Below are 13,628 nucleotides of genomic sequence, written 5' to 3'. Positions count from 1 at the left end.
TAATTGGATATACCGATAGACCTTTTGTAAAAACTCAAGCTGAATTTAATGCTCTATTCAATGAGGTGGGATACACTACTGGTGGAGCTACGGGCAGTGTTAAAGACTATTATTTGGAAAACTCATATAATAAATTCAACTTAACAGTCGATGTAGCAGGACCGTACACAGCAAGCCAAAATATGGCTTATTATGGTGCTCCTTCAGGAAGTAGTCATGATGTTAACCCAAGAGCACTAGTATCCGAGGCCATCAACTTGGCCGATCCTCATGTTAATTTTGCCGAGTATGATAACGATAATGACGGTTGGGTTGATGGAGTTTATATTATTTTTGCAGGTTATGGTCAAGAAGCAGGAGGGGGAGATAATACAATTTGGTCACATGCCTGGAGTTTAGCTTCTCCAGTGATGAAAGACGGTGTATATATTCAAAGATACTCTTGTTCACCAGAGTTACGTGGCAATTTTGGACAAAACATTACCTATATAGGTGTTATTTGCCACGAATTTGGTCATGTTTTAGGTGCCCTCGACTATTATGACACCAACTATGCAACAGGAGGTCAATATTCAGGTACAGGCAAATGGGATATGATGGCAAGCGGTTCATGGAATAATGGAGGAGCTACACCGGCACATCATAATGGATATACAAAAACTAAAGTATATAATTGGGCATCGGTTAATGTTTTAAATCAAAATGCTTCAGTTACTATAAGGCATGCAGCTTTCAATCAGTCAAGTTTTTATCAAATAAATACAACAACCAATGGCGAGTATTTTTTCATTGAAAATCGTCACCAACAAGGGTTTGATGCATACGTGCCAGGTAATGGTATGATTATATATCATGTTCACGCAGGAATAAATCAAGTAGGTAATCAAATTAATGCTACGCATCCTCAAAGAATGTATCCTGTATGTGCTTCTGCAACAATGGATCCAACGTCAGACCCATCATCTTATGGGAATATTAATAGTCAGGGTTGTGCCTGGCCATATAATAATAAAACTTCGTTTACAGACTGGACCCTTCCAAGCTCTAAATCATGGGCAGGCAATAACACAGAAAAACCAATAACCAATATAGAGATAAATACAGCAGCTAAAACCGTCTCTTTTGATTTTATGGGAGGAGGTACTTTATATACTACAACATTCAATGTTGTAGATGGCGAAAACAACCCAGTTGAAGATGCAACTATTGTAGTTAATCAACAAACATCGGTCACAAATGTCGTCGGTGTTGCAACATTTCAACTTCTAAATGGAGCACATACCTATTCAATTTCTAAGGATGGCTATGTTGATGCAGCAGGAAAAGTTTTTGTTGATGGTGAAAATGCTACATTTACTGTGACATTACACGATCAAATTATACCACCATTTAATGTAATGGCTACTCTTGTTGGAGTTAATAGTGTTAAATTAACTTGGAATAATACACCTAAGAGCTTTGGTGATATTTACAACAATAATTTAGAGGATGGTATTTTAGATGAAGTTTCTAAAGCTGATAATCCAAAAGGATTTATAGGATATGATGTATATATCAATAGTTGGAAAATGGCTGAAAATTTAACAACAACTGAATGTGTTTTGGCAGATCTGCCAGTCGGAGTTTACGCTATAGGTGTTCAATCAGTTTACTCTTCTGGCTCGTCTGAAATAGTTTATGCCGATTCTGTTACCGTTTTATCAGGTTTTTATGTAACATTTATTGTAAAATCAGGTGCGCAGCCTCTTGAAGGAGCTTTAGTTACAATCAATAACTATGAGGTTACGACCTATGCAAATGGCGAAGCAATGATTAAGTTAGCAAATGGCGAATATAATTATACAGTTTCAAAATCAGGATATTCGACTCTTGAAGGTTCGCTCGTGGTAAGTGGTGCTGATCAGACAATTCCACTAAATATGATAGGAATATGTGGCTCAGTAGATAATCTTGTACGAATATATCCTAACCCGGTTAAAAGTACATTGACTATAGAGCGCAAAAATGACGACAAAGCTGCTATTGAACTATACAATATTAGTGGAATGTTAGTTGGCACAACTAAAACAGAAAATACAACAACTACTATAGATGTTGAAACTTTGGATTCAGGTGCTTATTTTATAAGGATAATAGAAACTAACAATACTACTGTATATAGATTTATTAAACAATAATTTGGAGTATTAAGGATATTAAAAGGAGTCGTCTCGAAAAAGAACGACTCTTTTTTGTTTGTTCTTTTAGAGACGGAGCATGCTCCGTCTCTAATCAATTGCTTTCTATTACGTCAATCATCTCAAACACTATCTCAGGCTCATAACCGCGGCTATACATCGACTTTACAATTTTCTGTTTTTCAATATCGGTTAGCGTCTTAGATTTTATTTTTGTTTGCAGTAGTTTGGTTAAAGCTTTGCGGTATTCAGTTTCGTCAATCTCTCGGAACGATTGATTGATAATCCAATCGGGAATATTTTTCATTTTCAGCATTGCCCTTATTTTTATTCGCCCCCACAGTTTTAGTTTTACTGCATCGTTAACATATGCATTTGTATAGCGCTGATTGTCAACGAATTTGTTTGCTGAAAGATAGTCGATAATAACATCATGCATTTCATCTTTGGCTCCCCATTCTTTGAGCTTAGTTCTGACATCGTGTTCGCACTTTTCCTTGTATGCACAATATGTCATAGCCCTGTTCAGATATTTTTGAAAATCGTTTTCGCTCATTGCAGGTTGATTTATGTGTTGGTAGCTCTAACAAATCGGGATTTATCTCTAAAATCGTTATATAGCTTGACGTTTGAAAAATATTGAGCGAAAACATCGCACGTTTCATTGCCAAATCTTTCATTTATTTCAACCCATACAATACCTTTTTTTGCAAGGTTTGTTTCGGCAAATTTGGCAATAGCATTGTAATATTTCAGGGCACTACTATCCGGCACAAAAAGAGCGTTTTTAGGTTCATAGAGTAAAACATTATTCTGCATATTTGCCTTATCAGATTCGGTAACATAAGGAGGATTGCTAACAATAATATCAAACTTTTGAGGAAAATCGCTGTCCAATATTTCAAAAATATCGAGCTGTTTGAAATCAATATTAACCCCGTATTTCGTGGCATTAAGCTGTGCAGTGTCGATAGCATTTTTTGAAATATCTATTGCAACAACCTCAGAATCGTATATAAATTTAGCTAAAGATATTGATATACAGCCACTTCCTGTTCCTATGTCGATAATTCTTGGTTTTTCCCTATTTTCACGCAAAATATGTTTTACTAACTCTTCAGTTTCAGGGCGTGGTATCAACACCGATGGCGATACATATAGCTCTAAATCTAAAAAGTATGCTTTTTGTGTTATATATTGCAGAGGTTCAGATGCTTGTAGCCGTGATAGCGAATTGAGCAAGATTTCTAACTGTTGTTCGGGAACTTTGTTGTTGTAATCGAGCTGTATTTGGAACTTTTGGATATCGAAAATATCCTCAAATAAGCGAAAGAAAAGTGCATCAATCTCGCTTTGTTCGTATATTTGCGCAAGCGAATCCGAAAAATGTTTTTTTAGCTCTTTAAATGTAAAATTACTCATGTCGCAAAAATATAAAGAAACCCCGGAACAAAATCTTTTTGACGAAAAAATGATGCGCCGCGCCCTATATCTTGCACAACGAGGCTTAGGCTCCGTTAGTACAAACCCAATGGTAGGTTCGGTAATAACTCATAACGACAAAATAATTGGAGAGGGATTTCATCAGGAATACGGTAAGTTGCATGCTGAAGTTAATGCTATTCAGTCGGTTAAGCAACGGGAATTACTCTCTGATTCGACTATGTATGTTAATCTTGAGCCATGTTCGCATCATGGCAAAACCCCTCCTTGCGCCGATTTGATTATCCAAAACAGTATAAAACGTGTTGTAATAGGAACCACAGATACATACAGCGAGGTAAGTGGGAGAGGAGTGGAGAAGTTAAAATCAGCTGGTGTTGATGTCAAGGTTGGTGTTTTGGAAAAAGAGTGTCGATTCCTGAATCGCAGGTTCTTTACTTATAATGAAAAAAAACGTCCTTACATAATTTTGAAATGGGCTGAAACGGCAGACGGATTTTTAGACAAGTTGCGCACTCCCAACTCCAACGAGAAACCCCAATGGATTACCAACGATGAATCGCGCGTATTGGTGCACCGTTGGCGAACAGAGGAAGATTCCATATTAATCGGTAGTAACACAGCATTGTTGGATAATCCCTCTTTAAATGTCAGGTTTACTTTTGGCAGAAATCCACAGCGAGTTGTTTTAGATCAACAGGGTAACCTGCCACATAATTTAAATATATTTAACGAGATTCAGCCAACGATACTCTTTACAACTCAACCAAAAAACTACGACAAAATAAACATCACAGTTGAGCAGATTGACTTTGAAACATCACTACAGGAAATTTTAAGCCGATTGTACAACCATAAAGTACAATCAATTATAGTTGAGGGTGGATTGCAAGTATTAAATAGTTTTATCAAACAAGATTTGTGGGACGAGGCGCGAAGATTTGTGGGAGTTATCAATTTTGGGAACGGGGTTGTAGCTCCAAAAATTCATGCCGAGCACAATGAACATATATTTGTTGGAAGCAGTTTGCTGTATCTCTATTTTAATAAACAAATGTCATAATTTAATCAACTTTGTATATATTTGTGCTATAAAAAATCAAAAACTTATTATGGTCAACGATAAAAAAAATACCTTAAACAGTTACTGTGCTAAACATGGTGCAATTGTGGGAGCAGTATTAATACTCCTTACATTTATTTTTTATTTTTCAACAGGTAAAATTAATGATTCTGAGAGCTATGCAGGAACAGCAAATACCGTTATGACAATTATTGGATTATTTTTCTTTACACGACAGTACAGGAACAGTAATCCCAATATTATCTTTACCTACGGAACTGCATTTAAAACATCTTTCTTGATTGGCTTATACTCTTCATTGATAGTTGCTTTTTTCAATTATCTGTTTTATAAATTTAGCCCAGATGCACTCAATGAGTTTTTGCTGGCAACGCAAGATGCTTATCTTCAAACAGGACTTTATACTGATGGCCAATTAGAGTCAGTAATGTCTCTTTTACAGAAATTTCTAACGCCTGGTGTATTAGCATTTAGCATGTTGTTTGGATTAGTTATCAGCGTAGCCATATATTCGCTGATAATAGCAGCATTTTTACAATCAAAAAAATCTAATATCCAGAAAGATACATCAGCTTTCGATAAAGATATGTCTGAAATTGAATAAAATCAATACAAAAGAATCGAAATGAATATATCTGTAGTTGTTCCACTATTTAACGAAGAAGAGAGCTTGCCCGAATTAGTTGACTGGATTAATCGAGTAATGTATGATAATAACTTTACCTACGAAATAATTCTTGTTGACGATGGTAGTACAGATAAATCGTGGAAAGAGATAGAGAGATTAGCAACGGAATATGGTTCAGTACGAGGCATAAAGTTTAAACGTAATTATGGAAAGTCGGCAGCGTTGCATTGTGGTTTTCAAGCTGCAGAGGGTGATGTTGTTATTACGATGGATGCCGACCTACAAGATAGTCCCGATGAAATACCAGCTCTTTACAATATGATTACCAAACAGAATTATGATTTGGTATCGGGCTGGAAAAAGAAACGTTACGATCCACTATCTAAAACAATTCCAAGCCGATTGTTTAATTGGACAGCACGTGTTTGTACAAAAATCAAACTGCACGATTTTAATTGTGGATTAAAAGCTTATAAAAAAGAGGTGGTTAAAAACATTGAGGTTTACGGAGAGATGCACCGTTATATCCCAGTGATAGCTAAACAGGCAGGTTATACTCATATTGGTGAAAAAGTTGTAAAACACCAGAAACGAAAATATGGTGTAACAAAATTTGGATTAGAGAGATTTATAAATGGCTTTCTCGACCTGATGTCGATACTTTTTATAACACGGTTTGGCAAGAAACCAATGCACCTGTTTGGTTTATTGGGAACTTTAATGTTTTTGATTGGATTTATTGCAGCAGCTTGGTTAGGAGCACATAAGTTATATATGGTTTTTAACCAAATTAGTGCTGAACGTGTTACCGAAAGCCCATATTTTTATATTGCCTTAACATCAATGATTATTGGTACACAGCTCTTTCTGGCAGGATTCGTTGCTGAATTGGTTTCACGTTCGGCAAAAGACAGAAATGATTACTTAATTGAAAAAGAGATATCTTCTGAGTAGCAGCAGCCACCACTAAAAACCATTGATAGTCACTTCGATAAACTCAACAACCATCGAAGTAAATGCAATTTATTATATATCAATGTGTGAGCTTTCCGAAATCTGTGTAAATCCGTGTTATCAGTGTTCTTTACTGAAAAAGCTAAAGTTCACTTTGCCGTAGTGCCTAGATTCTGTGAAATATGGGTTTTGTGAATAGTTGTCGTTTGGAGAGTGTTCACAAATAGCTACTCCATCGGGTTTTAGAATATTGTTATCAAAAATTTGATCAATAATTGTCAACCTCTCTTTAAAATCAAACGGGGGATCATAAAAGACTAAATCAAAATGCTCTTTTGGTGCTCGCTTTATATATTTAAGACTGTCGGCACAAATTATCTGTATGCCCTGAATATCAAAGATTTCGAAATTCTTTTTAATAAACGAAACGTAGCGTGGATTAATCTCAACACCCGATATTTTTGTTGCTCCACGGCTATAAAACTCATACAGTATGCTGCCAGTTCCTGAAAAGAGGTCTAATACAGTTAACTCTTCGAAATCGTATCTATTCGATAATATGTTAAATAGTGCTTCACGGGCAAGGTCGGTGGTTGGTCTCGACTTGAAATCGTTGGGAACCTTGATAATTCTGCCGCCTAATGTTCCTCCTATTATACGCATAAATGTAGGTTCATCAGGTTGATATATCTGTGCAATGGTATTCTGTCAATCACTTTTCCATGAAATATGGAATGATTTTTTTCTAACACAACATTTGGAAAATATTTTTTCAACAGTGGTATCTCTTCAGATTGCTGGTCAATATCTCCAATTAATCTTATTATAAGCTTGTCAGCATCGATGCTTAGTTGGTCAACTGCATTAGCTACAAAATAACACATGTCTGTGTGATTGAGATAGTTATATTGATTATGCAGTGTTAACCTGCCGTTTTCGGTAATAAACAGGTCTATCCAAGTTCCGTTTTTGTTTACTATGATTTGAGTTTGCCCCCCTGTAAAGCTTTCAGATACCATTCTTTCGCATATTGGTACAACCGAATTGTATATAGTTGCCGTAGGTTGATGATTGTTTAACGTGGAGTATATAGGAGTTGGAATTGATGATACACTCCAAATATCCAAGGTTTTAATATGATTTACGACAACATTTTCACTATAAGCCGAGGGCATATATAGTGAATTTAATAACTCTTGTGCTTTTTGAGCACTAAAAAGCGAATCGGGAACAAGTGTGACCTGCTGTGACGAATACATTAACTTGGTTCTTTTATAGGGCAAGCGTAGCAAGTCGTCCCAGTAGTTTATTTCACTGAAGAGTTGTGCAATGTCGTCAATTGCAAGCTTTTCGACAAAACAATACTCTTTAATGAATAGAATGTGATAGTTAATAGGGTTTGCTATACAAAACGAAAATCCATCCGGCGAAGCCTGGATGGATATTTCGTAAGCTGTAGTTAACCCGATATCGAATACCGGATCGGGATACTCTAAGCTAGATTTTATGCGATACATTTAACTATTCCCAGTTTCCTGCATTGTTGTTTGATTCGGTGAGTGAACCTACTCTTAGACCAGGATATGGTTTACCGTCATTAAGGTTGATTATGAGTTGTTCGTCCAATCCTCTTAGAATGTCTTCATTCAATGCGCTAGATTCAAATACGTTAACAACCAATCCTGAAGCTTTAACATCTGCTGTTCCTAAGTTGAACTTTTTGCCACCACTAAATGGAATGTATTGCATTGAATCGGGTCCTGTTGGATTGTCTTTATATAAACTATCCATAACAGGTACTCTGATTGTATCACGAGTAATAAGCCCAAGTTTCAAAGCTAATTGTTCTGCTTTTGTACGGCTTTTTAACGAGTCGATAAACTCTTCAGGTATATTTCCAATGGCTCTTACTACAGGAACATCTCCGTTTTTAATAAATGTAATCAACGTATCAAAACCAGCTGTATATCTGCCGTTTACAGACTTATACAACACTTGCGCTTCACGAATCTCTTTGAGGCGTGATATTACCCTTTCATACCTAAAATTCTTTTCTCTATCGAATCGAATAGGACTCATAATGCTTTCAAATAAAATATAACCTAATCCAACTATTAAAAGGATTAAGAAAATTTGTAAGGCTCTTTTCATTGTTTTAATTTGATTTATGTGATTTTATTAATTACTTCAAAACATTGCAAATTTAAAAATATTTTCCTGTTACATAACTGTTTTTTCATCTTTAAATTACTTTATTTTCATTTTTAGCTAAACTTTGTTTGTTTTATGACAAAATTAATATTAAAACTATCTTTGTATTGCACAGAATAAAAAATTTGCAGATGCTTGATAAACATTTGTCGGGATTGATTTTAAAGGAGCTTGGATATCCTCCAACAAATGATCAAAGTATAGTTATTGAGAAACTTGGTGGTTTTATAGTATCGGAACGTAATGATCAAGTATTGCTGATAAGAGGTTATGCCGGAACAGGAAAAACAACTGTGATTGCCGCCTTGGTCAATGTGTTAAAAAAAATGAACCAACAAGTTGTTTTACTCGCGCCTACAGGACGTGCAGCTAAAGTTTTGGCACAATATTCAGACACAACAGCCACTACAATTCACAAAAAAATATATCGTCAAAAAAGTGGCTCGGATTATAATGTCGGTTTCGAGTTGAATGTTAATTTGCATAAGAATGCGATATTTATTATCGATGAGGCTTCTATGATTGGTGACCATTCGGTAGAGAACAATTTTTTTGGCTCAGGAAATCTTCTTGGCGATTTGATTGAATTTGTTAACAATGGTTTTAAATGCAAGATAATATTGTCGGGAGATGTTGCACAGTTGCCACCCGTTGGGACAATTCTTAGCCCAGCTTTGAAAGAACAAGAGATAGAGAAATACGGGAAAAGTGTAATAGTTACTGTTTTAAGAGATGTTATTCGTCAAACTGAAAATTCAGGCATTCTACTAAATGCAACTAATATACGTGCTAAATTGGCGAATAAAGATTACTCTCCCCCTTTTTTTGGTTTAAAAAACCATTCTGATGTTCAATCTGTTAATGGTTCTGAATTTGTTGAACAAATTGAGTCTGCATACAATAAGTTTGGTAGAGATCAGGTTTCTGTTATCACAAGAACCAATAAATCTGCACTAATATATAATATGGGCATTCGGCAATCTGTCCTGTGGCACGATGATGAGTTAGTTTCCGGAGAAATGCTTATGGTGGTCCGAAACAACTACTTTTGGACTTCAGACAATGAGGAACAAAAATTTATTGCAAACGGAGATATAATACAACTAAAACGAATCAGAAAAATAATAGAAAAATACGGTTTTCGATTTGCCGATGCGACTATAGCTCTGTTAGACTCAAAAGATATTGAATTAGACGTTGTTATACTACTAGACACATTACATAGTTCAGCTGCCGATATTACAGATGAACAGAGTGCTAATCTGTACAGTGCAGTTGAAAGCGAGTATGCTGATATTAAAAACAGACGCAAACGCTTTCAAGAAATACGTAAAAATCCGTATTTCAATGCATTGCGCGTTAAATATGCCTATGCTATAACTTGTCACAAGGCTCAGGGAGGTCAGTGGGATGCTGTTTTTGTAGATCAGGGATATTTTACCGATGAAATGCTGAACCTAGAGTATCTTCGCTGGCTCTACACGGCTGTCACTCGCGCAAAGTCACAACTCTTTTTAGTTAATTTTAAAAATAGTTTTTTTGTTGAACATACACACCTACTCGAATAGATAAAAAAAATTACTCCTATTAGAGAAAAACTCTTAACTTTACCGTCTCTTAGTTTTAATTGTTTTTAACTTTTAACTAAACCTATATGAAGCGTGTATTGGTAACAGGAGGAGCAGGGTTTGTCGGTTCGCATTTATGTGAACGATTACTTTCTGAAAATTGTGAGGTTGTTGCTGTGGATAATTACTTTACCGGTGATAAACGAAATGTTGTTCGCTTGCTGCAAAATCCTTATTTTGAATTAATTAGACATGACATCACACACCCTCTTTTCATTGAGGTTGATGAAATATACAATTTGGCATGTCCCGCCTCTCCTGTACATTATCAGTACAATCCAATAAAAACCATAAAAACATCGGTTATGGGTGCAATCAACATGTTAGGTTTGGCAAAACGAATTAGGGCTAAGGTGCTTCAAGCATCAACCTCTGAGGTATATGGCGACCCGAAAGTTCACCCACAAGTTGAGTCATATTGGGGAAATGTTAACCCTATTGGAATTCGTTCATGTTATGATGAAGGTAAACGTTGTGCTGAAACTTTGTTTATGGATTATCACAGGCAAAACAATGTTAAAATTAAAATAGTAAGAATTTTTAATACCTATGGTCCTCGAATGCATCCAAATGATGGCAGAGTAGTGAGTAATTTTATAATACAAGCACTTCAAAATAAAGACATTACTATATACGGAACAGGCTCGCAAACGCGCAGTTTCCAATATATTGATGACCTGATTGAGGGAATGATTCGAATGATGGGAACTGATAATACAATTACTGGTCCCATAAATATTGGCAATCCCGTCGAGTTTACTATAAAAGAGCTTGCAGAGAAAGTAATTAAACTAACAGGAAGTAGGTCTAAAATTATTTACCTGCCACCAGTTTCAGACGATCCAGTTCAACGAAAACCTGATATTTCAATGGCAAAATCGGTGTTGAACGGTTGGGAGCCCAAAGTAGCTCTTGAAGAAGGATTAGTTAAAACCATTAGTTACTTTGATGAGTTGCTGAAAACTACCAATTTGAATGATTGGAAAATCAACAACTAAAATCCAGAATAGACAAACAGACGCAATATATTTTCATATTGGAAGTTAATTATTATTGTCGAACAGGAAATATAAACTAAAAAATCTATAGTGATATCATGAAGGGTATAATTTTAGCAGGCGGTGCGGGTACGCGTTTATATCCAATAACTAAAAGTATTTCAAAACAGATTGTTCCGGTTTATGATAAGCCAATGATCTATTATCCTTTATCAGTATTAATGTTGGCAGGAATACAGGAGATACTTATAATTAGCACACCAAAAGACATCCACTTATATAAAGACCTATTGGGCGATGGACATCAGGTAGGCTTGGATATTAAATATGCAATACAACCTTCTCCGGATGGACTTGCACAAGCTTTTATTATTGGCGAGGAGTTTATCTCCAACGATCCTGTTTGTCTTATATTAGGCGACAATATTTTTTATGGTCATGGTTTCTCAAAACGCTTGTCACGTGCTGCAAGTATCACAGACGGTGCTGTTGTTTTCGGATACTGGGTTAGAGATCCACAGCGATATGGAGTTGCTGAATTTGATGAAGATGGTAAAGTTATCAGTTTGGAAGAGAAACCAGCAAATCCAAAAAGTAATTACGCTGTAACAGGACTATATTTTTATGATAATACTGTTGTCTCCAAAGCCAAGTCACTTAAACCAAGTAAACGAGGCGAATTGGAAATAACAGATTTGAATCGCATCTATTTAAATGAAGACAAACTAAATGTCGAGATTCTTGGACGAGGTTTTGCATGGCTTGATACAGGGACTCATGAAAGCCTATTAAATGCTTCAAACTATGTTTCCACAATTGAACACAGACAAGGTTTGAAAATTGCATGTATCGAAGAGATTGCATATAAAAAACGTTTTATTGATAAGAAACAACTTCTTGTTCTTGCTAATGAGTTGAAAAACAATGAGTATGGAGAATATCTATTAAAATTAGCTGAAGAATAAATTTAATACAGGAGAGAAAAATTAGATATGCAAATAATTAAAACTGATTTTCCAAATCTGCTTGTTATAGAACCAAGGGTTTTTAAAGACGATCGGGGTTATTTCTACGAATCGTATAATCATAGAGAGTTCTCAGACAATGGTATCAACAATTTGTTTATACAAGATAATCAAGCCAAATCGAGTTATGGAGTAATTCGAGGGCTTCACTATCAATTAGCTCCTTATGCGCAATCAAAACTATTGCGAGTGGTAGAAGGGGCTATTTTAGATGTTGTTGTAGATTTACGCAAAGGTTCGCCTACTTATGGACGATATTTCAGTATTGAGCTTACTTCTGACAATTTTTTACAAATATTTGTTCCTAAGGGATTTGCACACGGATACTCGGTTCTGAGTGAAACTTGTATAGTACAATATAAGTGCGATGATTACTACAATCCGCAATTTGAAGCAGGAGTTAATATATTTGACCCAAAATTGAATATTGATTGGAAAGTCCCTACTGATAAAGCCATTATATCAAACAAAGATAAAGTTTGGCCCATGTTTGATTTAGCAATCCACGATTTTCGTTTATAATTTTCCATAATTGCGTTTGAAAACATTATACTTTTACAATTAATAGTTTCCGTCACGAGCAACGACAGAAAAGATTCAACCGAATCATTGCAAAAAAATATTTTGGGTATCAAAATTTAATTTTTAAATTGCAACAAATATCCTAAAAGTAAACATTAGAAGTATGAATGATATACCATTAAATAATATTTTATTTTTAGATATTGAAACTGTGCCATGTGTTCCTGATTATAAGCATCTTGACAGTAAAGGTAAGGCTCTGTGGGATAAAAAAGCGGCGCAGATAGCAAAATCAGCTGATGAAGATCCAGAAACACTATTTGCAAAAGCAGGAATTTATGCAGAATTTGGAAAAATAATATGCATTAGCTGTGGAATAGTTGCAAAAGAGGGTGATGATTTAACACTAAGAATAAAATCCTTTTATAATGATACTGAGAAAGAGTTACTTGTCGACTTTTCTGAGATGCTTAACAAATCCTTTAATGATGATACAAAGTACTTATGTGCGCACAATGGCAAGGAATTCGATTTTCCATACATAGCACGGCGAATGCTAATTAACGGTTTAACAATACCGGCAATTCTAAATATAGCGGGCAAGAAACCGTGGGAAGTAAGGCATTTCGATACAATGGAACTTTGGAAATTTGGAGATTATAAACACTATACTTCTTTGGATTTATTAACATACATATTTAAAATTCCAACACCTAAAGATGATATTGATGGCAGTCAAGTTCACTCGGTATATTGGAGTGATGGCGATTTGCCAAGGATAGTAAAATATTGTCAAAAAGATGTTGTAGCCATTGTAAATCTTTTTTTTAGATATCGTTCCGAACAATTAATTGAAAAAAATCAAATAATATATTTGACATAAACCCAAACTGATTTCAAAATCAACAATAAGTTTTATTTTTGCCTTATTACTATTTGTTAATCTAGGAGCTTATAT

General features: G+C 35.3%; 14 protein-coding genes. 9 read left to right on the top strand and 5 right to left on the bottom strand.

The genetic code is table 11. The annotated features are described in order from the left end of the window. Window positions 1-2,177, top strand: a 2,177-nt coding sequence (locus GX311_03655; GenBank protein NLK15474.1) for a M6 family metalloprotease domain-containing protein, incomplete at its 5' end; no start/stop codon positions are given. A 94-nt stretch (window positions 2,178-2,271) separates the two neighbouring features. On the opposite strand, the gene GX311_03650 is transcribed toward GX311_03655, so the two are convergent. Both GX311_03650 and prmC read right to left on the bottom strand, forming a co-directional pair. Then, entirely contained in the window at window positions 2,272-2,733 is a 462-nt protein-coding gene (locus tag GX311_03650; protein ID NLK15473.1) for a RecX family transcriptional regulator, read from the bottom strand. A gap of 11 nt (window positions 2,734-2,744) precedes the next feature. Further along, entirely contained in the window at window positions 2,745-3,599 is an 855-nt protein-coding gene (gene prmC / locus GX311_03645) for a peptide chain release factor N(5)-glutamine methyltransferase (GenBank protein ID NLK15472.1), read from the bottom strand. On the opposite strand from prmC, the gene ribD reads away from it, so the two are divergent. The 3 genes from ribD to GX311_03630 are packed head-to-tail and all read left to right on the top strand — an operon-like array spanning window position 3,598 to window position 6,286. Beyond that, a complete protein-coding gene (gene ribD / locus GX311_03640; protein NLK15471.1) occupies window positions 3,598-4,683 on the top strand; it encodes a bifunctional diaminohydroxyphosphoribosylaminopyrimidine deaminase/5-amino-6-(5-phosphoribosylamino)uracil reductase RibD in 1,086 nt (361 codons plus the stop codon). The genes prmC and ribD overlap by 2 nt on opposite strands. 49 nt (window positions 4,684-4,732) lie before the next feature. Continuing rightward, a complete protein-coding gene (locus GX311_03635) occupies window positions 4,733-5,308 on the top strand; it encodes a DUF4199 domain-containing protein (protein ID NLK15470.1) in 576 nt (191 codons plus the stop codon). A gap of 21 nt (window positions 5,309-5,329) precedes the next feature. Then, window positions 5,330-6,286 carry a glycosyltransferase family 2 protein gene (locus GX311_03630; protein NLK15469.1) on the top strand — a complete coding sequence of 319 codons (957 nt, stop codon included), beginning with the start codon at window positions 5,330-5,332 and terminating at the stop codon, window positions 6,284-6,286. Between the two features lie 120 nt (window positions 6,287-6,406). Here GX311_03630 and rsmD read toward each other — a convergent pair whose 3' ends face one another. Genes rsmD through GX311_03615 form a run of 3 tightly spaced genes read right to left on the bottom strand, consistent with a single transcriptional unit; the run spans window position 6,407 to window position 8,437 of the window. Continuing rightward, entirely contained in the window at window positions 6,407-6,949 is a 543-nt protein-coding gene (rsmD, locus tag GX311_03625; GenBank protein NLK15468.1) for a 16S rRNA (guanine(966)-N(2))-methyltransferase RsmD, read from the bottom strand. Beyond that, window positions 6,940-7,803 (bottom strand): DUF3822 family protein, encoded by an 864-nt coding sequence (locus GX311_03620; protein NLK15467.1) that lies wholly within the window; start codon window positions 7,801-7,803, stop codon window positions 6,940-6,942. The genes rsmD and GX311_03620 overlap by 10 nt, the downstream gene beginning before the upstream one ends. A gap of 4 nt (window positions 7,804-7,807) precedes the next feature. Continuing rightward, complete coding sequence (locus GX311_03615; protein NLK15466.1) at window positions 7,808-8,437, bottom strand: hypothetical protein; 630 nt, start codon at window positions 8,435-8,437, stop codon at window positions 7,808-7,810. 191 nt (window positions 8,438-8,628) lie between these two features. Here GX311_03615 and GX311_03610 point away from each other — a divergent pair, with 191 nt between their 5' ends. From GX311_03610 to GX311_03590, 5 genes are all read left to right on the top strand, one after another. Continuing rightward, window positions 8,629-10,065, top strand: a complete 1,437-nt coding sequence (locus GX311_03610; GenBank protein NLK15465.1) for an AAA family ATPase — start codon at window positions 8,629-8,631, stop codon at window positions 10,063-10,065. An 86-nt stretch (window positions 10,066-10,151) separates the two neighbouring features. Continuing rightward, entirely contained in the window at window positions 10,152-11,123 is a 972-nt protein-coding gene (locus tag GX311_03605; GenBank protein NLK15464.1) for an SDR family oxidoreductase, read from the top strand. Between the two features lie 98 nt (window positions 11,124-11,221). Continuing rightward, the gene (gene rfbA / locus GX311_03600) at window positions 11,222-12,088 is read left to right on the top strand and encodes a glucose-1-phosphate thymidylyltransferase RfbA (protein ID NLK15463.1); all 867 of its coding nucleotides are present in this window, start codon (window positions 11,222-11,224) and stop codon (window positions 12,086-12,088) included. Between the two features lie 27 nt (window positions 12,089-12,115). Then, window positions 12,116-12,670: a dTDP-4-dehydrorhamnose 3,5-epimerase gene (rfbC, locus tag GX311_03595; GenBank protein NLK15462.1), complete on the top strand. Its 555-nt coding sequence runs from the start codon at window positions 12,116-12,118 to the stop codon at window positions 12,668-12,670. A gap of 163 nt (window positions 12,671-12,833) precedes the next feature. Beyond that, window positions 12,834-13,553, top strand: a complete 720-nt coding sequence (locus GX311_03590) for a 3'-5' exonuclease (GenBank protein ID NLK15461.1) — start codon at window positions 12,834-12,836, stop codon at window positions 13,551-13,553. The last annotated feature ends 75 nt before the right edge of the window (window positions 13,554-13,628 follow it).

Source organism: Bacteroidales bacterium (genome assembly GCA_012519055.1).
Taxonomy (GTDB): Bacteria; Bacteroidota; Bacteroidia; order Bacteroidales; family Salinivirgaceae; genus JAAYQU01.
Note: the sequence above shows the minus strand (reverse complement) of the source record. Positions and strands in the feature narration are given on the sequence as shown.